The following is a 20,264-nucleotide window of genomic DNA, read 5'->3' on the forward strand; positions in this document are numbered from 1 at the left end:
ACTCCCTACACGTACGCCGGCACCGACCGGTTCAACTATCGTCACCGGCATGAGCCACGAGATCCCCGCACCGGTCCAGCGCGCCCTGGACGCCATCGACGCCCTCGACAACGACGCCTTCGTCGCGGCCTTCGCCCCCGACGGCTACGTCGACGACTGGGGCCGCGAGTTCCGCGGCCCGGACCAGATCCGCCGCTGGAGCACCAACGAACTGATCGGCAAACAGGCGACCTTCACCAACACCGAGGTCACCACCCCCGGCAACCCCCTGACCATCCTGACCCAGGTAGGCGGCAACGGCTTCAACGGCCCGTCCCACTTCACCTTCGAGATCACCGGCGACTCCCTCGCCTCAATGACCATCACGGCTTAGACGGGCTCGGGCTCGCGGATTCGTTGGGAGATGACGGCGGAGACGCCGTCGCCTCGCATGGTTACGCCGTACAGGGCGTCGGCTACCTCCATCGTGCGCTTCTGGTGGGTGATGACCAGGAGCTGGCTGTTCTCGCGGAGTTCTTCGTAGATCTCCAGGAGGCGGCCGAGGTTGGTGTCGTCCAGGGCGGCCTCGACCTCGTCGAGGATGTAGAACGGCGACGGGCGCGCCTTGAAGAGGGCCACCAGGAAGGCGACCGCGACCAGCGAACGCTCACCGCCCGACAGCAGCGACAGCCGCTTGACCTTCTTGCCGGGTGGGCGGGCCTCGACGTCGATGCCGGTGGTCAGCATGTCGGACGGGTCGGTCAGCACCAGCCGGCCCTCGCCGCCGGGGAACAGCCGGCTGAAGACGTGCTCGAACGCGATCTCGACGTCGCGGTATGCCTCGGTGAAGACCTGCTCGACCCGCTCGTCGACCTCCTTCACGATGTCCATCAGGTCGCGGCGGGACTTCTTCAGGTCGTCGAGCTGCTCGGACAGGAAGCGATGCCGCTCCTCCATCGCCTCGAACTCCTCGAGCGCCAGCGGGTTGATCTTGCCGAGCTGGTTCAGCGCCCGCTCGGCCTGCTTCAGCCGCTTCTCGACCTTGGTCCGGTCGAACGGCTCACCCTCGAGCTCGGCCGGATCCTCGCCGTCCTTGGGCAGAGCGGGGACCAGCTGGTCCGGCCCGTACTCCGCGACCAGCGCGTCGACCTCGATGCCGAGCTCGCCCAGCGCCTTCTCGTACAGCGCCTCGAGCCGCATCTTCTGCTCGGCTCGCGCCAGCGCGTCCCGGTGCACGGTGTTGGTCAGCTGCTCCAGCTCGGAGCTGAGGTTCCGGGTCGCGGACCGCGCCTGCGCGAGCGCCTGCTCCCGGTCCGCCCGCTGCGCCTGGATCGCCGACCGTTCGGCCGCCGCCAGCTGCAGCGAGGACTCCAGCCGCGCCAGCACATGACCGGCGGCCAGGTGTACGGCGTTCGCCGCCTCGGCCTGCCGCGCCCGCCGGGCCGCCCGCGCGATCGACCGCGCCCGTGCCTCCCGCTCCTGGCGCGCCGCCCGCTCCAGCGAGTCCGCCCGGCCGGACAGCGCCCGGGCCCGCTCCTCGGTGGTCCGCAGCGCCAGCCGGGCCTCCATCTCGGCCGCGCGCCCCGCCTTGGCCGCCTCGGCCAGCCGGTCGCGCTCCGAGGTGTCCGGCTCGTCGCCTTCCTCGTCGAACGCTTCGGCGTCCATCAGCCGCTCTTCGAGCTCGGCCAGCCCGGACAGGTTCTTGTCCCGCTCCGCCTCGGCGGCCGCGATCGCCTCGGCCATCCGCTCGGCCTCGCCGCGGGACGCCTTGGCCAGCGAGCCGAAGTGCCCCAGCTGCTCGGCCACCGCGGCCATCGACGCGTCCGACTCGTGCAGCCGGGCCAGCGTGATCTCGACGGACTCCTTCTGCCGGGCCCGCTCGTCCTCCATCGCCTGCAGCTCGAACCGCAGCCGCTCGCTGCGTGCAGTCGCCTCGGTCAGCTTCTCCGCTGCCTCGTCGACGGCGGACTGCACCTCGATCAGGCTCGGTGCCGCGTCCGACCCGCCGTACGCGAAATGCGCTCCGAGGACGTCGCCCGCGCGCGTCGTACAGGTGACATCGGGCAGGTCCCGAACCAGCGACCGCGCCGCCGGAACGTCGTCCACGACCGCGACCTTGCGCAGCAGCCGGCGCAGTGCGGGCCGCAGCGTCTCGGGGCACTCGACGACATCCACCGCGTACGACGCGCCGTACGGCAGCGCCGGCCACAGCGAGTAGTCGTCGGCCGGGGCGTCGCCGAGCAGCATCCCGGCGCGACCGAGGTCGTGCTCCTTGAGGTGGCCGACGGCGTGCAGGGCCGCGTCGGCGTGCGTGACGGCGACCGCGTCCGCGGCCTCGCCGAGCGCCGCCGCGATCGCGGTCTCGTACCCGGGGCGAACGCTCAGCAGCGCCGCCACCGAACCCATCAGGCCGTTGATCTGCTCCGACGCCGCGAGCAGTGCGCCCGCGCCGTCCTTACGGTTCAGACCGAGCTCGAGGGCTTCCTTCCGGGCGGCCAGGCCGGTGCGCTCGCGCTCGGCGTCCCGCTCCTCGGCGCGCAGCTTCGCCAGCCGCTCGTCCAGCTCGTCCAGCACCGCCTGAGCGGCCTCGTACTCCTCGTCGAGACCCTTCTCGCCCGCGTCCAGCCCGGCGACCTGGGTCTCCAGCGCGGTGAAGTCGTGCTGTGCCTTGGCCGCCCGCTCCTCCGCCTCGCGGCGGTTGGCCGCCAGCCGGCCGATCTCGGACTCGGCGGCGGCCGCGCGGCTCTTCAGCGCGTTCACCTGGCCGGTCAACCGGGCCAGGCCCTCGCGGCGGTCGGCGGCGGCCCGGATCAGCGCGGAGATCCGGCGCTCCTCCTCGGCCTCCTGCGCCTCCAGCTGCTGGCGGCGCTCGACGGCCTCGGCGAGCAGCTCCGAATGCGCCTCGACCTCGGCCTCGATCTGCGCCTCGGTCTCGCGGACCCGGGCGGCCTCCAGCTCGAGCTCCTCCGGGTCGCGGCCCGGCCGCGGCTCCTCGGCCTCGTCGCTCAGCGACCGGATCCGGTCCGCGGCGATCCGTGCGGTTCCCTTGATCTTCTCGCCGAAGCCGGACAGCTGGTACCAGGTGTCCTGAGCGGCCTGCAGTGCCGGGGCGTCCTCGCGGAGCGCGTCCTCCAGCTCCGCCTCCAGCTCGCGCGCCTCGCGCAGCTTCGCCTCGATCTCGGTCCGGCGCTCGGTCAGCCGGGCCTCGTCACGCAGCTCGGCCTCGAGCGCGGACTGGGCCTGGACGATGTCGTCGGCGAGCAGCCGGGCGCGGCCGTCGCGGACCTCGGCCTGGATCGTCACCGCCCGGCGCGCCACCTCCGCCTGGCGCCCGAGCGGCTTCAACTGGCGCCGGATCTCGGTGATCAGGTCGCCGAGCCGGTGCAGGTTGCCCTCGGTCGCCTCCAGCTTCCGGATCGCCTTTTCCTTGCGCTTGCGGTGCTTCAGGACACCGGCGGCCTCCTCGACGAAGCCGCGGCGGCCCTCCGGCGTGGCGCGCAGGATCGAGTCCAGCTGGCCCTGGCCGACGATGACGTGCATCTCGCGGCCGATACCGGAGTCGCTGAGCAGTTCCTGGACGTCGAGCAGCCGGCAGTTCTGGCCGTTGATCTGGTAGTCGGAGCCGCCGTTGCGGAACATCGTCCGGCTGATCGTCACCTCGGCGTATTCGATCGGCAGCGCGCCGTCGGTGTTGTCGATGGTGAGGACCACCTCGGCGCGTCCGAGCGGCGAGCGCCCGGAGGTGCCGGCGAAGATGACGTCCTCCATCTTGCCGCCGCGCAGCGACTTCGCGCCCTGCTCACCCATCACCCAGGCCAGTGCGTCGACGACGTTCGACTTGCCGGAGCCGTTCGGCCCGACGATGCAGGTGATGCCTGGTTCGAAGTTCATCGTCGTCGCGGACGCGAACGACTTGAAACCCCGGAGCGTCATGCTCTTCAGGTACAAGGCGAAGGTCTCCAACCGGTGAAAGGACAGACGGTACCTAAGGAACCGCCGTAGCTGTTCGTCACGCTGCCGCTACCCGGGGGAAGGTGTTCCGCTTCGCAGTCTACAAAAAGATCCGCGGGATCCAGCGGAGGCCGAGCCGATCAGAGTTGGCCGGCGGAAGGTCTGGGAGCACAACATCGGGGTGAACATGCAACCGGCGGAGGCCCGGACGGGGGCCACCGCCGTGTGTGAGCAGACGGTAAGAATCTACCTCTTGTGTGTCAGACCGAGGCGGGAGTTCGCAGAGCCTCGTCGACGGTGAGCAGCCGACCCTCGTGGATCTGAGCCACCAGGTGGTCGTTCTCAGCCTGGAGCCGCATCACGTGCGCCTCCAGATCGGCGACACGCCGGTTGAGCAAGCGAACCTGCTCCAGCATGCGCGGGTCAGTGCCTCCAAGATGCCCTAGAAGAGCCTTGGCCATTGTGCTGTCCTCCGGAAGGGTTCTGGCCGGTCGCGCTCCTCTGTCCTGGTCAAAGCGGGAGCGCCGAAAAGTTGTGCCGTCTTTCAGGGTGACACCGGCGGGGCCGACGGGTCAACCTGGGCCACATTTGTTAAGGATACCTCGCTCACCAGCGAACCTGGCGTGGAACCGGCTGACATTTCGGGCAGCGGTACGACGAACGGTTCATGAACGGCTCGCGACGGATCGGCCGGCCGTCCCGCGGGCACGGCGATCCCTCCTGGCCGTAGACGTTCAGGCCGCGTTCGAAGTACCCGGATTCGCCGTTCACGTTGACGTACAGGGCGTCGAAGCTGGTGCCACCAACGGTCAGCGCCTCGGCCATCACGTCGTGCGCGTGGCCGAGAATCCCCTTGATTTGCACGGGTTTCAGCGTTTCGGTCGCCCGGGCGTAGTGCAGCTTGGCCCGCCACAAGGTCTCGTCGGCGTAGATGTTGCCGATCCCGCTGACCGCGGTCTGGTCGAGCAGCGCGCGCTTGAGGCCGGTCCTGCGGCGCCGGATCTTCGCGACCACCTCGTCCGGATCGAACAGAGGATCGAACGGGTCCCGGGCGATGTGCGCGATCTCCGCCGGCAGCTCCGCGCCGCCCTCGGAGTAGGACAGACCACCGAACATCCGCTGGTCCACAAAACGGACCTCTCCGCCGCCGTCGGCGAACCGGAACCGGACCCTGAGGTGCGGCTCGTCCGGCGCGCCGACCGGCTGGACCCGGAACTGGCCGCTCATCCCGAGGTGGGTCAGGACGGCGTCACCCGACGTCAGCGGCAGCCACAGGTACTTGCCGCGCCGGGCGGGCTCTGCGAAGACCTGGCCCTTGAGCCGGGACGCGAAATCCTCCGCCCCGGCGGCGTGCCGGCGTACCGGCCGGGGATGCAGCACCTCGACGGTGTCGACGGTCCGGCCGGTGAGAAAGTCCACCAGCCCCCGCCGCACCACTTCTACTTCGGGAAGCTCGGGCACACTACGGCTGCTGCGAAGGATCCACGCTGTCCGGATGCGCGGCGCGCAGGGCCTTCCAGGCGGTCTCGGCGGCCTGCTGCTCGGCTTCCTTCTTGCTCCGGCCGATGCCGTGTCCGTACGTATCGGTCCCGATCCGGACCCGCGCCTCGAACGTCTTGGCGTGGTCCGGCCCGGATTCGGCGATCACGTACTCCGGGACGCCGACGCCGAGCTGGGCGACCAGCTCCTGCAGCGAGGTCTTCCAGTCCAGGCCGGCGCCGAGCCGGGCCGACGACTCCATCAGGTCGTCGAACAGCCGGTGCACCACCCCGCCCGCGACCTCGAAGCCGCGGTCCAGGTAGACCGCACCGATCAGCGCCTCGACACAGTCGGCGAGGATCGACGACTTGTCCCGACCACCGGTGGCCTCTTCCCCGCGGCCGAGCCGTAGGTACTTGCCGAGCTTGAGCTCGCGGGCGACCCCCGCGAGCGCACGCATGTTGACCACCGCGGCCCGGAGCTTGGCCAAGCGGCCTTCACTCAGGTCCGGGTGGTTCCGGAACAGCGACTCCGTGACGATGACGCCGAGCACGGAGTCCCCGAGGAACTCCAGCCGCTCGTTCGTCGGCAGCCCACCGTTCTCGTACGCGTACGAGCGGTGGGTGAAGGCGTGCTCCAGCAAATTGTCAGCCAGCGATACGCCGAGCCGCTGATTCAGCTCGGCGTAGAGCCCCGTTTCGTTGACCGAAGAATTCACTGACTGGTGCCGTTTAGCTCTCGACGACCTGGCGACGCTCGCCCTTCGCGCCGTACTGGCCGCAGTTCGGGCAGACGGTGTGCTGCAGGTGCTTCGCGCGGCAGGCGGGGTTCACGCAGGTCACCAGCGACGGGGCAGTGGTATTCCACTGGGCCCGGCGGCTGCGGGTGTTGCTGCGCGACATCTTCCGCTTCGGAACGGCCACGGTTACGGACTCCTCGGTTTCACTGGCTGGTCGGGACCGGCCGGTTTCGGTTGGTGTATCTAGTTGTTCTGCTCGTCCTGCTCGCGCAGGTTGCCGAGGGCGGCCCAGCGGGGATCGATCCGTTCCCCGTGCTTGTGGCCGGGCTCGTCCGCCAGGCGTGCCCCGCACTCGGGGCACAGACCCGGACAGTCGTCCGTACACAGTGGCTGGAACGGCAGTGCGAGCACCACCTGGTCCCTCAGCACCGGCTCGAGGTCGATCAGATCGCCCTCCATCCGGCTGGCCTCGTCCGGCTCGGCGTCGCTCTCCGGGTAGACGTACAGTTCCTGGACGTCAGCGAGGAACTCGTCCTCGATATCGACCAGGCACCGCGCGCACTCCCCGACCAGGCGGCCACGGGCCGTTCCGGTGACGAGCACCCCTTCGACCACCGATTCCAACCGTAGATCGAACTGGATCGGATCGCCTTCGGGGACGCCGATCACGTCGATTCCGAGATCCGCCGGCGCCGGCGCCGTGAAGCTGACTTCGCGTTGGGACCCGGCGCGGCGTGTCAGCTCGTGCGTGTCGATCACGAGGGGGGACCGCGGGTCCAAGACGCTCAGGGCAAACCTTTCAGGCGTGGGCAGGCAAGATCTCGGTCTCGTCGAGACCGGTTGTCAAGACTACCAACTCCGCGGCGTAGCGCCCAATCCGGGGGAAGCTACAGGGTGTTCAGTAACCGAGCGTGAACGGCGGGCGTCACGAACGTGCTGACGTCGCCGCCGAGCCGGGCGATCTCCTTGACCCAGCTGGACGAGATGAACGCGTGCTCCGGCGCGGTCGGGAAGAACAGCGTGTCCACCCCGGTCATCCGCCGGTTCAGCTGGGCCATCTGCAGCTCGTAGTCGTAGTCGGCGGCCGAACGCAGGCCCTTGACGATCACGCCGGCTCCCTCGGCCTTGCAGTAGTCGACGACCAGGCCGTCGAACGAGCCGACGCGGACGTTCGGGAACGGCTCGACGAGCTCGGTGAGCATCTCGAGCCGCTCCTGCGGGCCGAACAGCCGATTCTTCGACTGGTTCACCCCGGCGGCGACGATCAGCTCGTCGAAGGCGGCCGCCGCCCGCGTGACGATGTCGAGATGCCCGACAGTGGGTGGGTCGAAGGTGCCCGGAAAAACAGCCCTACTCATCCGCGGAGCCTAGTTTTGGCCATGGCGGTGACCGTACCAAAGGCGGGCCTCGCCGTACTTGCGGTCCCGCAGCGCGGCGAACCCCGCCGGCCACTCCCACGGCTCGCGCTTGCCGCGCTCCACCACCACGAGCGCGTCGTCCGCGAGCCAGCCGCGCGCGGCCAGATCGGTGAGCACGTCCTGCAGCTCGGCGGTCTCCAGCTTGTACGGCGGATCCGCGAAGACGAGGTCGAACACCGCCGGCGCGTCACTCGCCGTGATCTTCTCCACCGGCCGGGTGAGCAGCTTCGCGCCCGGGAGGTCCACGACCTTGATGTTCGCCGCGATCACGTCCGCCGCGCGCCGGTCGGACTCGACGAGTACGGCGGTGGCGGCGCCGCGGGACAGCGCCTCCAGGCCGATCGCGCCGGATCCGGCGTACAGGTCGAGCACCGCCAGCCCGGCGAAGCTGCCGAACTCCGACTCCAGCGACGAGAACAACGCCTCCCGCACCCGATCAGCCGTCGGCCGCGTCCCACTCCCCGCCGGCACCCCAATCCGCCGCCCGCCGGCCGCTCCCCCGACAATGCGCGTCACGTCTTCTCCAGGTATTCGGTGGTCTCCGATTCCAGGGCGTTGCGGACGATGGCGAGTAGCTCGGGGAACTCGGACAGGGCGGGGTCCACGCCGACGATTCTGGTCGCCTCCTGTCGCGCGGCGAGGATCACGTCCTCGTCGCGCAGCACGCTCAGCAGCTTCAGGCTGCTTCGCTTGCCGGACTGGGCGACACCGAGCACGTCGCCCTCCCGCCGGGTCTCCAGGTCGATCCGGGACAGCTCGAACCCGTCCGTCGTCGACGCGACCGCCTCGAGCCGCGCGTACGACTTCGACCCGGCCCACAGGTCCGTGACGAGCAGGCAGAGCCCCGGCACCTTGCCCCGCCCGACCCGTCCACGCAGCTGGTGCAGCTGCGAGATCCCGAACCGGTCGGCGTCCATGATCACCATCGTCGAGGCGTTCGGTACGTCGACCCCGACCTCGATCACCGTGGTCGCGATCAGTACGTCGATCTCGCCGGCCGCGAACCGCGACATCACCGCGTCCTTCTCGTCGGCCGGCAACCGCCCGTGCAGGATCTCCACCCGCAGGTCGTGCAGGATCTCGGTGAGCGCGTCGTACACCTGCAGCACCGAGATCGGCGGCCGCGCCTGCTTCTTCCCGCCTTCGTCGGTCTCGAGCAGCTCGCCTTCTTCGTCGGTGGCGTTCTTGACGTCGTCGCCGATCCGCGGGCACACGACGTACACCTGATGGCCCTTGCCGACCTCCTCGCGGACCCGGGCCCAGGCGCGCTGCAGCCAGTCCGGCCGCTCCTTCGCCGGTACGACGGACGACTGGATCGGCGACCGCCCCGCCGGGAGCTGGGTGAGCGTCGACACCGCGAGGTCGCCGAACACCGTCATCGCGACCGTCCGCGGGATCGGTGTCGCGGTCATCACCAGCACGTGCGGCGTGTTCTCGCCGGACTTCGCGCTCAGCGCCGCCCGCTGCTCGACGCCGAACCGGTGCTGCTCGTCGACCACCACGAGGCCGAGGTCGGCGAACTGGACCTTGTCCTCGAGCAGCGCGTGCGTGCCGACCACGATCCCGGCGGCACCGCCGGCCGCGTCGAGCATCGCCGTACGACGAGCGGCCGCGTTCAGCGAACCGGTCAGCAGACCGATCTTCGTCGCGTTCTCCGCGCCGCCGAGCATGCCCTGCTCGGCCAGTTCACCGAGCATCTTCGTGAGCGTCTTGTGGTGCTGTACGGCGAGGACCTCGGTCGGCGCGAGCAGCGCCGCCTGGCCGCCGTTGTCCACCACGGACAGCATCGCCCGCAGCGCGACCACGGTCTTGCCGGAGCCGACCTCGCCCTGGAGCAGCCGATGCATCGGATGCGAGCGAGCGAGATCCGCGAAGATCTCCTCCCCCACCGCCGCCTGACCCTCGGTCAGCTCGAACGGCAGCCGCTGGTCGAACTCGTCGAGCAGCCCACCTTCCACCCGCGGCCGCGGTACGGCGTTCAGCGCGTCGGTGACCGCGCGCCGCTGAGCGAGGATCGTCTGCATCACCAGCGCTTCCTCGAACCGGAATCGGCGCTGTGCATCGTGGATGTCCTTCTCGGTGTCCGGCAGATGCACCTTCTGCAAGGCGTCCCGGAGCCCGAGCAGCTTCTCCTTGTCCAGCACGAGGTCCGGCACCGGGTCGTCGATCCGGTCGTCCAGGCCGTCCAGCACGATCTTGATCGACCGCTCGATCGTTGCGGTCGGCAACTTCGAGGTCGCCGGGTAGAGCGGCCGGAACGGCCTGGCCCGGCGCTCGATCTCGGCCTCGGTCAGGTCCTCCTCGTCGAGGATCTCGGTACCCGGGTTCTTCAGCTGCATGATGTCGCGGAACATCGTCACCTCGCCCCAGAACAGGGCGGAGGTGCCGGGCGTCAGCTTCGTCAGCAGCCACGGCTGGTTGAAGAACGCGGCCTCCAGGTCGTTGCGGCCGTCGGTGACCACGACCTTGGTGATCGTCCGGCGCTTGCGGAACTTGTGCACCTCGTCGGGCCGGATCTCGATCTTGCTGTCCAGCGCCCGGGCGGTGACCTTCTTGACCCGGCCGTTCACGGTAGCCTGGTCGCCGACCTCGAGCTCGTCGAACGGCGTCAGCTCGCCCTTCTTCAGGTACCGCCGCGGATAGTGCCGCAGCAGCTCGCCGACGGTCTCGATCTCGAGCACCTCGGCGAACGTCTTGGCCGTCTTGGCCCCGAGGAAGTCACGCAGCTTCCTGTCCATGTCGGCCCTCATATCGACACCGTCATTCCACCCCGATCAGCAACGGGTACCTGTCCTGCCCTCCGTCGTACACCATCACGTCGACATCTTTGCGCTGCCGCCGGACATGTCGCTCCACGGCCGCCGCGAGTTCGGGATCCGCGTCCCGCCCGGTGACGATCGTCAGCAGTTCGCCGCCACCACCGAGCAGCCGGTCGACGACGCCGTACGCCGCCTGCTCCAGGTCGTCGGTGATCAGCGCGAAGTCGCCGTCGACCACGCCCAGCGCATCGCCGGTCCGGCACATCCCGGCCATCGTCCAGGCGTCCTTGACCGCGATCGTGACCGCGCCGTGCCGGGTCTGCCCGGCGGCGGCCGAGAGCTGGACGACGTCGTCGTCGAAGCTGCGCTCCGGGTCGTGGACGGCGACCGCGGCCAGGCCCTGGACCTGTGCGCGGGTCGGGATCACCGCGACCCGGATGCCGTCCTGGCGGGCGGCGGTCGCGGCGGCCTCGGCGACCGCGATCGAGTCCTGGTCGTTCGGCAGGATCACGATCTCCGGGGCCTTCGACTCCTCGATCGCCTGCAGCAGTTCACCGGTCGAGCAGCGCCGGCCGGGACCGCCGCGGATGACCCGGGCACCGGCCTGCGTGAACAGGTCGCCGAGCCCGTCACCGGCGACGACCGCGATCACGGCCCGGCCCGGCGCCGGCTCGTGGTGGTGCGCCTGATCGGCGAAGTGGGTGACCCGGATCCGGTGCGGGCGGCCGATGTCGATGCCGTGCTCGATCGCGGCGCCGACGTCGTCGGTGTGGACGTGGACGTTCCACAGCCCGTCGCCGCCGACCACGACGACCGAGTCGCCGAGTGCGTCCAGGCTCTGCCGGAAGTCCCCGATCTTGTCGTCGGCCGCGTCGAGCAGGTACATCACCTCGTACGCCGGACCGTCCTGGCTGACCGCGTCCTCACCCTGCGGCTCCACCCGGGCCGGTACGTCGACGAGAACGTGCCGCCCGGTGAGGACGGACTCCATCGCGCCGAGGATCACCACCAGGCCGGCTCCCCCGGCGTCGACGACGCCCGCGCGCCGCAGTACGTCCAGCTGTTCCGTCGTCTTGGTCAACGCCTGGCGGGCGGAGGCGACCGCGGCGAGGCAGACGTCGGCGAGCGACTTGCCGTCGTTCGCGGCGGTCATCGCACCGGAGGCGGCGGCCCGGGCGACGGTCAGCATCGTCCCTTCGACCGGCTGCGCGACCGCGCCGTACGCGGCGTCGGCGGCGTACCTCAGCGCGTCCGCGAAGGCGGCGGCCTCGCTCATCCGGGCGTCGGCGAGAACCCCGGGGGCGGCGCCGGGTCGCTCGGCACCACCGGCAGCGTCGCGGTTCCGCGGGAGGTTCTCGTCGAGGCGGAGGCCGCAGGCGCGGATCAGCTGCGAGGTGATCACGCCGGAGTTTCCGCGGGCGCCGAGCAGGGCGCCGCGGCCGAACGCCTGGATCGCCTCGGTGAAGGTCAGTTCACCCTTCGGCAGCGCGTCGCAGGCGGCTTCCCAGGTCAGGTAGAGGTTCGTCCCGGTGTCGCCGTCCGGGACCGGGTACACGTTCAGCTCGTCGATCCCGGTCCGCGCCCGGGCCAGCTCGGCCAGCGCGGTCCGGGCCCAGGCGCGCAGCACCTCAACCGTCAGTTCCTCCACGCCGGAAGGGTAGTAGGTCCGCTTACCATGTGCTGTGCCTCGCTCCATCTTGTTCTCGTTCGCGTCCGACAGCTACCGCTACGCGGTCCGCGAACTCCGCGAGGCCTTCCCGGGTGAGCACACCGTCGAGCGACTCGGCGCGGAGCTCGCGCGACTGGCCGACAGCGCCGTACCGGTCGAGGAGTTCGCGGCGGCCTGCGAGGACGGCCGGATCATGTTCGTCCGGCACCTCACGGTCGAGGTCGCCGGATACCCGCTCGACGACCTCCCCAGTGAACCCGAGCTGGCCACCACGCTGCTGGACGAGCTCGCCACCAGGTCGGTGTCGGTGCAGACCTGGATCGACGACGCCGGTACCGGCAGCCACTACCGCCGCCTGATCGCCGACGCCCTGGCCACCCGTGGGGTTCGTACCGAGCTCGCCGGGCAGGACGTCGTCGTGTCCGGCGTCGTCGCCGGCAAGCAGCTGCTGCTCGGGGTGAATCGCCTGGCCGACAGCCTGTCGGACTGGCCGGGTGGGCGGATGCGGTTGGCTCGGGGTGAGGACCGGGTGTCGCGGTCGGAGTTCAAGCTGGAGGAGGCGATCGCGACCTTCGGGCTGGAACTGCCGAAGAGCGGGAAGGCGGTCGACCTGGGCGCCTCGCCGGGTGGGTGGACGCGGATCCTGCGGCAGCACGGGCAGGAGGTCTGGTCCGTCGACCCGGGCTCGCTGGACCCGCGGCTGCGGGCCGACAGGCGGATCCATCACGAGGCGACTACCGCCGGGCGGTTCTTCGCGAACAACCGGGTCCGGTTCGACGTGGTGGTGAACGACATGCGGATGGACCAGGTGACCAGCGCCCGGATGATGCTCGACGCGGCCGCCCACCTGCGCCGCGGCGGTCTCGCGATCGTCACCCTCAAAGGCGGCGGCAAGAACCCGCTCGACGGCGCCCGGCACGGCATCGACGTCCTCCGCGAGCGGTACGACGTACTCCACGCCCGCCAACTGCACCACAACCGGAACGAGATCACCGTCGTCGCTCGCAAACACGAGTAGGCGCCCGGGGTGAGCCCCGGGCGCCTACTGCGAAAGCCCTACACGGAGAAAGCTGGATCAGCCGACGACGCGCTGGACCTTCCCGGCCTTGATGCAGGAGGTGCACACCTTCATCTTGGTGGGCGTGCCCTTGATGATCGCGCGGACCGGCTGGATGTTCGGGTTGAAACGACGCGGCGTACGAGCCTTGACCCGCCGGATCATCGCGCCCTTACCCAGGCGGGCAACGCTGTTGCCGAACGTCGGCTGCTTGCCGCAGACATCGCACTTCTTAGACATGATTCTCCGTGTTCAGGGTCGTGACTCCGACAGATCATGTTACATGTGTGTTGGCGAGCCACCAATTCGGTACATACGCACCGATCAGGCAGTGAGGTACGCCACTTCCTCGTCGGTCAGCTGAACCAGCAGACCCGGTGTCGAGGTCCGGGTCTCGCTGACGTGCCGCGGCCCGATCAGCGGGAACACCGGGTACGGCTGGTGCAGCAGCCAGGCCAGCGCGATCGCCGTCGGCTCCACACCCTTCGCCGCCGCGAGCTCCCGCGCACGGTCCAGCCGGCGGAAGTTCTCGTCGGAGTAGAAGCAACGCACCAGTTCCTGGTCCGACGTGTCCTCCGGCTTGGCCCGCCCGGTGAAGAACCCACGCGCCTGGCTCGACCACGGGAACAGCGCGACCTGCCGCTCCCGCAACCACGCCTGCGACTCGTCGTCCGACACATGCCGGCAGCCGGCCCACGGTACGTCGTAGGCCCGCGCGAGGCTGAGGTGGTTGCTGAGCAGCGTGAACGGCTGCTTGCTGTTCGCCTCGGCGTACGCGTTGGCCTCGTCGAACCGTGCGGTGGACCAGTTCGACCCGCCGAACGCCTTGATCCGGCCCGCTTTGAAGTGCTCGTCCAGGACGTCGACGAACTCCGAGACCGGGATGTCCTCGTTGTCGCGGTGCATGAAGTACAGATCGACGTGGTCGGTCTGCAGCCGCTCGAGGCTCTCGTGCAACTGCCGGGTGATCGACTCGGGGTCGCAGTGCGGGGTGTGCGCGCCCTTCCCGATCACCACCACCTCGTCCCGGTTGCCGCGCGACGTCATCCACTGCCCGAGCAGCTTCTCGCCGCGCCCGCCGCCGTAGATGTACGCCGTGTCGAACGTCGTACCGCCGCGCTCGACGAAGTCGTCGAAGATCACCGCGGCGTGCGGCAGCGTCTGCTGGTTGTCCACGCCCATCACCAGGCGGGACACCTGCTTGTCGACGCCGGGCACCTTGCCGTACGTCATCGGGGCGTCGTCGCGGCGGCGCAGCGGCCGTCCGGTCGCGGTCGGCACGATCGCGTCGTCCCGCTCGCTCGCGTACTGCTGGCCGATCGCCGCCCGCCACTGGTCCTGGACAGTCAGGTTGCCGAGCGTGTCCGCCCAGCTCATCTCCGGCGCCTCCTGCGCGCCGGAAGCGATCGCCGCCTGCACGGCCTCCGCCTCCGCGGCGTAGATGAGGGCCGGCTCCGCGGAAATGTCCCGCGGGTCCTCGCCGACCCGGTGCAGGGTGACGTGCGTCGGCTTGCCGTCGCCGCCGAACCACGGGTCCTCGACGACGAGGTAGCCCTCGCTACCGAAGATCCGGACCTGGTTCTGGTCGGACAGCCGGACGCCGGTGCTGATCTGCGCGGTGATGCCACCGTCGAAGAACAGCGTCGCCACCGTCCACTCGTCGGCACCGGTCTCGCCGACCGTACCGACCGCGTTCACCGCGGCGGGGTCGGCGTACGGCTGCCCGGTCGCCGCGCCGGCGATCAAGCGCGCCATCGAGACCGGGTACCCGCCGACGTCGAGGATGCCGCCGCCGGCCAGGTCGTCGGCGAAGATCCGGCTCTCCGGCCGGAATCCGGCCGCGAACGCGAACGTCGCCTGGATCTGATGGACGGTACCGATCTCGCCGTCGCGGACCAGCTGGGCGATCAGCTTGGTCTGCGGCAGGCACCGGTACATGTACGCCTCCATCAGGAAGACGTCGTTGCGGACGGCGGCCTCGATCATCGCTTCTGCCCAGGCCCGGTTGATCGCCAGCGGCTTCTCGCACAGCACGTGCTTGCCCGCCTCGGCCGCCTTGATCGCCCACTCGACGTGCATCGGGTGCGGCGTGGCGATGTAGACGGCGTCGACGGTGCCGTCGGCGAGCAGGTCGTCGTACGAACCGTGCCGGTTGCCGATGTCCCACTTGTCGGCGAAGGCGTTCGCCGACTCGAGCGACCTGCTGCCGACGGCGACGACCTCGTTGGTCTTCGACGTCGGCACCTGGCTGGCGAACCGGGAAGCGATGTTGCCGGTGCCGATGATGCCCCAGCGGAGCTTGTGGTCAGTCAAGAGGAGTCCTGTGGTCGTGGTGGTTTGAGGTCAGAACTTCATGGCGCCCGCGGCCAGGTCGGCGATGAACGAACGCGCGCCGATCAGGAAGACGCCGATCAAGGGGATCACGCTCATCAGGGCGCCCGCCATCACCATCGAGTAGTCGGTGCCGTAGATGCCGTTCAGCTGGTCGAGGGCGACCTGCAGGGTGAGCCGGTTCGGGTCGGTCATCACGATCAGCGGCCAGAGGTAGTCGTTCCAGACGTTGATGAAGGTGAAGATGCCGAGGAAGGCCAGGCCGGGCCGGAGCACCGGCAGGCCGACGGTCAGGTACTGCCGGAAGAAGCCGGCGCCGTCGACCTTGGCGGCCGCGATCAGCTCGTCCGGGATCGCGCCCTTGGCGTACTGGCGCATCCAGAAGATGCCGAACGCGTTCGCCGCGCCGGGGATGATCAGTGCCTTCAGCGACCCGATCCAGCCGAGCTGTGCGAGCACCACGAACTGCGGTACCAGCGACAGCTGGGTCGGGATCATGAACGTCGCGAGGAGGATGCCGAACAGCAGGTTCCGGCCCGGGAACTGGTACTTCGCGAACGCGAACGCGGCCAGTGAATCGAAGAACAGCACCAGGACGGTGACACCGAGTGACGCGATCAGCGTGAGCAGCATCGAACCGAAGAAGTCGATGTTGTCCAGCACCTTGCCCATGTTCTCGAACAGGTGCGAGCCGATCAACAGTTTCGGCGGATAGCTGAAGATGTCCGGGGTGGTGTTGGAGGCCATCACCACCATCCAGTAGAACGGGAAGAGCGAGACGACGACGCCGAGCATCAGGACGACGTGACCGACTGCGGTGCGCACGCGCTCAATGGACATCGACGGCCTCCTTCTTGGCATTCTGGGCTGCGATCCTGCGTTCCACCCGCCGAGCGGCGCGTCGGGTCAGGCGTTCGTCGTCGGTGCCGCCGATCAGCCGCCAGTTCACGATGCTGAACAGCACGATCAGGATGAACAGCGCCCAGCCGACCGCGGCGCCGTAGCCGAACTGGTTCTTGATGAACGCGCTCTGGTACAGGTACGAGACGATCGTCAGGCCGGCGTCGCCCGGACCGCCGATGTTGCTGGTGTCGCCGAACAGCACCCGCGACTCGGTGAAGATCTGCAGGCCGCCGATCGTCGAGGTGACCGCGGTGAACAGGATCACCGGCCGCATCATCGGCACCGTGATCCGCCAGAACGTCTGCCGCGAACTGGCGCCGTCCACCCTGGCGGCCTCGTACACGTCCTGTGAGATCGCCTGCAGCCCGGCCAGGTAGATGATCGCGTTGTAGCCCACCCAGCGCCAGGTGACGATGGTCGCGATCGCGATCTTGATCCCCCACGGCGAGGTCAGCCATTCGACCTGGCCGACGCCGACCGACTTCAGGAACGCGTTCAGCAGGCCGAAGTTGTTGCTGAAGATCGAGCCGAACACCAGGGTGATCGCGACCACCGAGGTGACGTTCGGGATGAAGTACGCGATCCGGTAGAAGGTCCGGAACCGGGTCGCGTTGTGCAGCGCGTTGGCGATCACCAGCGCGAGCAGCAGCATCGGGACCGTGGACAGCACCCAGATGATCAGCGTGTTGGCGATCGTCTTCCAGAACGTGGCGTCGGTGAGCAGGTAGTGGTACTGCTCCAGCCCGACCCACTTCATCTGGCCGATGCCGTCCCAGGAGTGGAACGAGATCCAGATCGAGAACAGCACCGGGAACGCGCCGAAGATCGCGAACAGGATGAAGAACGGCGCGACCGCGGTGTACTGCGGCAACGCCTGCCGGAACTTGTTCGGCGGCTTGTCCTGTGTGGCCGTCGCGCTGATGGTGGTCGGCAGTGCCTTACTGGTGACAGCCATGTCAGATCGCCCCCGCTCGGCTCAGTTCACGCTGGATCTGGCGCTGGGCGTCGGCCCAGGCCTGGTCCGGGTTCTTGCCGGCCGCCTCGATGTTGACCAGTTCGGAGCTGATCGGCGTGTCGATGATGCTGTCGTACGGCGAGAAGTAGGCGCCGGGGTACTTCTTCGCGGAGTCCGCGAACACGTCGACGATCTTCTGGCCGCCGAAGAACGGATCCGGCGCGGACAGCTTCGGATCGGTGTACGACGCGGGCGTGGACGGGAACAGCACCGGGTCCAGGAACGCCTGGGCCTGGTTCTTCGCCGACTCGAGCCAGCTGATGAACGCGAACGCCGCCTTCGGGTTCTTGCAGTACTTCGTGATCGCCAGGAACGACCCGCCCTTGTTGCCGGCGCCACCAGGAGCCGCCGTCACCCGCCAGAGTCCCTTGGTCTTCGGCGCGGCGTTCTTCGGCCCGAGCTGAGCCCACCAGACGGCGCTGTTGTACGCGACCAGCTTCCCGTTGGTGACGACGGCGTTCTTGTCGCTCGAGTTCTGCGCGTTCGCCGACAACCCTTCCTTCACGACACGGACCGCCAGGTCGAACGCCTGCCGCACATGGTCCTGGTCGCCGATGTACTGCCCGTCCCGGGTCATGTACTTCTTGGGCAGCTGGGCCATCCGGGAGCCGTAGATGCCGGTGATGTTGTCGGTGATCGACGAGCCCGGCACCGCCTGCTTCAGTTTCCTCCCGAGCGCGATCAAGGCGTCCCAGTCCGGGGCGAGGCCGGCCACGGCGGCCGGATCGATGTCGATCCCCGCCTTGGTGAAGACGTCCGTCCGGTAGAACAGCGCGGTCGGGCCGGTGTCCATCGGGTAGGCCATCATCTTGCCCTGCGGGGTGATTCCCCAGTTCCACTTCCAGGGCAGGAAGTCCTTCTGCAGGTCCTTGGCGCCGAGTTCGTTCAGATCGTGGAACTGGTCCGCGTTCGGGAAGTAGGTGGCGACGTCGTCGTTGATCGCGACGATGTCCGGGACGAGCGACTTCCCGGCCAGCGCGGTCAGCACCTTGGTCTTGTAGTTGGAGCCGATCCGGGTCATCGCGAGCTTCATCCCGTCGTACCCCGGAATGCCCTTCTCCGCCTGGCCGATCAGGTCGTCGTTGACGGATCCGACCCAGGTCCACATGCTGAGCTCGTTCTTTCCACCCAGCGAACTGACAGATCCACAGCCGGTCAGGCCGGCGGCGGCCGCGGCGGTGCCGGCCGCCAGAAACGTCCTTCTGCTCAGTGTCATAGCCTCACCTGGCGCTTTCTGTTGGTTTTCGCCGGAAGGTGTCCACATATGTTTACGTAGCCACCAAGGTAAGCGCATACCGACTGAACCGGTCAAGCGTCTGATGACAAGATGGCGCCATGAGCTCACGCGCCGTCCTGTTCGATGCCGACGGGGTCCTCCAGCGGCCCACCTTCGACTGGTGGACCCGGCTGGGGTCGCTGGTGCCGTCCGGCGGCGACGCGTTCGTGGCCGACCTGATGACCGCGGAGAAGCCGTCGCTGGTCGGCAAGGGCGACTTCCGGGAGGCGCTGGCCGACGTGCTGCGGCGCTGGAACTCGACCGCCACCGTGGACGAGGCGATCGAGCCGTGGAGCTGGTTCGCCGCCGAGCCCGAGGTGATCGAGCTGGTGCAGACGCTGCGAGCGGCCGGGGTCGAGTGCCACCTGGCCACCAACCAGCACGCGTACCGGCGGGCGATCATGCAGGACGAACGCGGGTACGGCGCCTGGTTCGACCGGACGTTCTACTCCTGCGACCTCGGTCTCGCGAAGCCGGATCCGGCGTACTTCCGGGCCATCCTCGGCGAGCTCGGCGTAGCGGCGTCCGAGGTGCTGTTCATCGACGACAACGCGGCCAACGTGGCGGGTGCGCGGAGCGTGGGGCTGCGGGCGGAGCCGTACGACCTGTCGGCCGGCGTACCGGCTCTGATCGAGCTGCTACGCCGGCACGACCTGCCCGTTTAGGTGCGCGGGACCTTCAGCTTGTCCCAGCTGTCCTTGCCGGGGATGCCGTCGGCGTCGGCGCCGTGGAAGCCGAGCTTCTGCTGCCAGGCGGCATACGACTTCACGTCACCGGTGCCCCAGACGTCCTTGTTCGTCTGGGTCTCGTACCTGTTGCAGTCTTCCGCGATCAGCCGGGCGTGCATCGCCGCGATGATCGGGCTCTTGTGGCCGGCGACGAAGAACGACGTGCCGGGGAACGTCACGAACCCGGTTCGCGGCTCGTTCGAGTGCACGTACGTCGGCCGCCCGTAGCCGGCGATCCAGTTCGACATCCGCACGTGCCGATCGCACTTGTCGGAGTAGTTTCCCTCGATCGTGTAGACCTCCGAGCCGCTGACCCCGGTGACCAGGCCGACGTGGTCGATCGCGGACTTCAGGTCCGTACCGCCCCAGTCGAAGAACACGATGTCACCGCGCTGGATGCCGGCGACGTCGACGTGCCACTGGCCGTGCTTCTTGAACGCGTGCGCGTGGGCGGTGGTCAGCGCGAAGTCGCCCCCGAACGTGACCGCCTTCTCGTTGCCGGAGTGCCAGGCCCAGAACGTGATCGAGGCATCGCACCAGGGGAAGTTCCCGGCGAACGCGTCGCCGTTGCGGTCGCGGTACCACTTCTGGATGTGGTTCGGCTCGCCGATGCCGAGGTCGGCCTCGGCGATGCTGATCATGTCCTCGACGCCACTCATGACCCGTCACCCCCCGGTTCCTCGTCGCCGGGCTCCTGGTCACCGGCCGGGGGCACCCGGCCGTAACCGCCGTTCTCGGCCGGCCCGAACTCGGCCTCCAGTTCCGCCGGCTCGTCCTCGACCTGGTGGTCGAAGCTCGGCTCCACGAGCAACCGGGCCTGCTCTTCCTGCGACATGTCGTCGGGCACTTGGTCCAACTGATCCAGTGACGGCCGCCGAGCGGCCTGCACGTTGTCCGTCATCGCGATGACTCCCCCTCAAGACGCTGATTTCCCCCAGGTCTTGAAGCTTCATCCTCCTC

The 20,264-nt window shown here is 68.9% G+C and carries 20 protein-coding genes; 3 read left to right on the top strand and 17 right to left on the bottom strand.

What is annotated here, in order from left to right; all coding sequences use genetic code 11:
* Window positions 1-49: 49 nt before the first annotated feature.
* Window positions 50-373, top strand: coding sequence for a nuclear transport factor 2 family protein (locus tag FB475_RS03120; protein ID WP_141852344.1), 324 nt, complete (start codon window positions 50-52; stop codon window positions 371-373).
* Here FB475_RS03120 and smc read toward each other — a convergent pair.
* From smc to FB475_RS03170, 10 genes are all read right to left on the bottom strand, one after another.
* A complete protein-coding gene (gene smc, locus FB475_RS03125) occupies window positions 370-3,927 on the bottom strand; it encodes a chromosome segregation protein SMC (protein WP_185759318.1) in 3,558 nt (1,185 codons plus the stop codon). The two genes, FB475_RS03120 and smc, sit on opposite strands and share 4 nt — an antisense overlap.
* Before the next feature lie 263 nt (window positions 3,928-4,190).
* A complete protein-coding gene (locus tag FB475_RS03130) occupies window positions 4,191-4,346 on the bottom strand; it encodes a hypothetical protein (protein WP_238151152.1) in 156 nt (51 codons plus the stop codon).
* 190 nt (window positions 4,347-4,536) lie between these two features.
* Window positions 4,537-5,391, bottom strand: a complete 855-nt coding sequence (mutM, locus tag FB475_RS03135) for a bifunctional DNA-formamidopyrimidine glycosylase/DNA-(apurinic or apyrimidinic site) lyase (RefSeq protein WP_141852348.1) — start codon at window positions 5,389-5,391, stop codon at window positions 4,537-4,539.
* A gap of 1 nt (window position 5,392) precedes the next feature.
* Entirely contained in the window at window positions 5,393-6,127 is a 735-nt protein-coding gene (rnc, locus tag FB475_RS03140) for a ribonuclease III (RefSeq protein ID WP_141852350.1), read from the bottom strand.
* Window positions 6,128-6,140: 13 nt separating this feature from the next.
* Window positions 6,141-6,332 (bottom strand): 50S ribosomal protein L32, encoded by a 192-nt coding sequence (rpmF, locus tag FB475_RS03145; protein WP_141852352.1) that lies wholly within the window; start codon window positions 6,330-6,332, stop codon window positions 6,141-6,143.
* A gap of 59 nt (window positions 6,333-6,391) precedes the next feature.
* Window positions 6,392-6,907, bottom strand: a complete 516-nt coding sequence (locus tag FB475_RS03150; RefSeq protein WP_185759033.1) for a YceD family protein — start codon at window positions 6,905-6,907, stop codon at window positions 6,392-6,394.
* A 128-nt stretch (window positions 6,908-7,035) separates the two neighbouring features.
* A complete protein-coding gene (gene coaD / locus FB475_RS03155; protein ID WP_141852356.1) occupies window positions 7,036-7,506 on the bottom strand; it encodes a pantetheine-phosphate adenylyltransferase in 471 nt (156 codons plus the stop codon).
* A 9-nt stretch (window positions 7,507-7,515) separates the two neighbouring features.
* Complete coding sequence (rsmD, locus tag FB475_RS03160; protein ID WP_141852358.1) at window positions 7,516-8,082, bottom strand: 16S rRNA (guanine(966)-N(2))-methyltransferase RsmD; 567 nt, start codon at window positions 8,080-8,082, stop codon at window positions 7,516-7,518.
* Window positions 8,079-10,316: an ATP-dependent DNA helicase RecG gene (gene recG, locus FB475_RS03165; protein WP_141852360.1), complete on the bottom strand. Its 2,238-nt coding sequence runs from the start codon at window positions 10,314-10,316 to the stop codon at window positions 8,079-8,081. Before recG ends, rsmD begins: the two co-directional genes overlap by 4 nt.
* Before the next feature lie 10 nt (window positions 10,317-10,326).
* Complete coding sequence (locus FB475_RS03170) at window positions 10,327-11,973, bottom strand: DAK2 domain-containing protein (protein ID WP_238331938.1); 1,647 nt, start codon at window positions 11,971-11,973, stop codon at window positions 10,327-10,329.
* A gap of 34 nt (window positions 11,974-12,007) precedes the next feature.
* Between FB475_RS03170 and FB475_RS03175 the strand changes: the two genes are divergently transcribed.
* Window positions 12,008-13,012 carry an SAM-dependent methyltransferase gene (locus FB475_RS03175; protein ID WP_141852364.1) on the top strand — a complete coding sequence of 335 codons (1,005 nt, stop codon included), beginning with the start codon at window positions 12,008-12,010 and terminating at the stop codon, window positions 13,010-13,012.
* Between the two features lie 57 nt (window positions 13,013-13,069).
* Here FB475_RS03175 and rpmB read toward each other — a convergent pair whose 3' ends face one another.
* The 5 genes from rpmB to FB475_RS03200 all read right to left on the bottom strand — a co-directional run bounded on the left by rpmB (window position 13,070) and on the right by FB475_RS03200 (window position 18,516).
* The gene (gene rpmB / locus FB475_RS03180; RefSeq protein ID WP_130387610.1) at window positions 13,070-13,291 is read right to left on the bottom strand and encodes a 50S ribosomal protein L28; all 222 of its coding nucleotides are present in this window, start codon (window positions 13,289-13,291) and stop codon (window positions 13,070-13,072) included.
* 84 nt (window positions 13,292-13,375) lie between these two features.
* Entirely contained in the window at window positions 13,376-15,364 is a 1,989-nt protein-coding gene (locus FB475_RS03185) for an aldo/keto reductase (protein ID WP_141852366.1), read from the bottom strand.
* A 30-nt stretch (window positions 15,365-15,394) separates the two neighbouring features.
* On the bottom strand, window positions 15,395-16,222 hold the full coding sequence (locus FB475_RS03190; RefSeq protein ID WP_141852367.1) for a carbohydrate ABC transporter permease: 828 nt from the start codon (window positions 16,220-16,222) through the stop codon (window positions 15,395-15,397).
* Window positions 16,212-17,240: a carbohydrate ABC transporter permease gene (locus FB475_RS03195; protein ID WP_141852369.1), complete on the bottom strand. Its 1,029-nt coding sequence runs from the start codon at window positions 17,238-17,240 to the stop codon at window positions 16,212-16,214. Before FB475_RS03195 ends, FB475_RS03190 begins: the two co-directional genes overlap by 11 nt.
* A gap of 1 nt (window position 17,241) precedes the next feature.
* Entirely contained in the window at window positions 17,242-18,516 is a 1,275-nt protein-coding gene (locus tag FB475_RS03200) for an ABC transporter substrate-binding protein (protein WP_141852371.1), read from the bottom strand.
* Window positions 18,517-18,635: 119 nt separating this feature from the next.
* Between FB475_RS03200 and FB475_RS03205 the strand changes: the two genes are divergently transcribed.
* On the top strand, window positions 18,636-19,241 hold the full coding sequence (locus tag FB475_RS03205; RefSeq protein ID WP_141852373.1) for an HAD family hydrolase: 606 nt from the start codon (window positions 18,636-18,638) through the stop codon (window positions 19,239-19,241).
* On the opposite strand, the gene FB475_RS03210 is transcribed toward FB475_RS03205, so the two are convergent.
* Both FB475_RS03210 and FB475_RS03215 read right to left on the bottom strand, forming a co-directional pair.
* Window positions 19,238-19,963, bottom strand: coding sequence for a peptidoglycan-binding protein (locus FB475_RS03210; RefSeq protein WP_185759035.1), 726 nt, complete (start codon window positions 19,961-19,963; stop codon window positions 19,238-19,240). The genes FB475_RS03205 and FB475_RS03210 overlap by 4 nt on opposite strands.
* On the bottom strand, window positions 19,960-20,205 hold the full coding sequence (locus tag FB475_RS03215) for a hypothetical protein (RefSeq protein ID WP_141852375.1): 246 nt from the start codon (window positions 20,203-20,205) through the stop codon (window positions 19,960-19,962). Before FB475_RS03215 ends, FB475_RS03210 begins: the two co-directional genes overlap by 4 nt.
* Window positions 20,206-20,264: the final 59 nt, after the last annotated feature.

It is taken from the genome of Kribbella jejuensis, assembly GCF_006715085.1.
GTDB lineage: Bacteria > Actinomycetota > Actinomycetes > Propionibacteriales > Kribbellaceae > Kribbella > Kribbella jejuensis.

Coding starts and splice junctions, on each gene's coding strand:
- rpmB (WP_130387610.1), bottom strand. CDS start 13,291: ATGTCTAAGAAGTGCGATGTCTGCGGCAAGCAGCCGACGTTCGGCAAC.
- FB475_RS03190 (WP_141852367.1), bottom strand. CDS start 16,222: ATGTCCATTGAGCGCGTGCGCACCGCAGTCGGTCACGTCGTCCTGATG.
- FB475_RS03130 (WP_238151152.1), bottom strand. CDS start 4,346: ATGCTGGAGCAGGTTCGCTTGCTCAACCGGCGTGTCGCCGATCTGGAG.
- coaD (WP_141852356.1), bottom strand. CDS start 7,506: ATGAGTAGGGCTGTTTTTCCGGGCACCTTCGACCCACCCACTGTCGGG.
- FB475_RS03210 (WP_185759035.1), bottom strand. CDS start 19,963: ATGAGTGGCGTCGAGGACATGATCAGCATCGCCGAGGCCGACCTCGGC.
- FB475_RS03195 (WP_141852369.1), bottom strand. CDS start 17,240: ATGGCTGTCACCAGTAAGGCACTGCCGACCACCATCAGCGCGACGGCC.
- FB475_RS03120 (WP_141852344.1), top strand. CDS start 50: ATGAGCCACGAGATCCCCGCACCGGTCCAGCGCGCCCTGGACGCCATC.
- FB475_RS03200 (WP_141852371.1), bottom strand. CDS start 18,516: ATGACACTGAGCAGAAGGACGTTTCTGGCGGCCGGCACCGCCGCGGCC.
- recG (WP_141852360.1), bottom strand. CDS start 10,316: ATGAGGGCCGACATGGACAGGAAGCTGCGTGACTTCCTCGGGGCCAAG.
- FB475_RS03205 (WP_141852373.1), top strand. CDS start 18,636: ATGAGCTCACGCGCCGTCCTGTTCGATGCCGACGGGGTCCTCCAGCGG.
- FB475_RS03215 (WP_141852375.1), bottom strand. CDS start 20,205: ATGACGGACAACGTGCAGGCCGCTCGGCGGCCGTCACTGGATCAGTTG.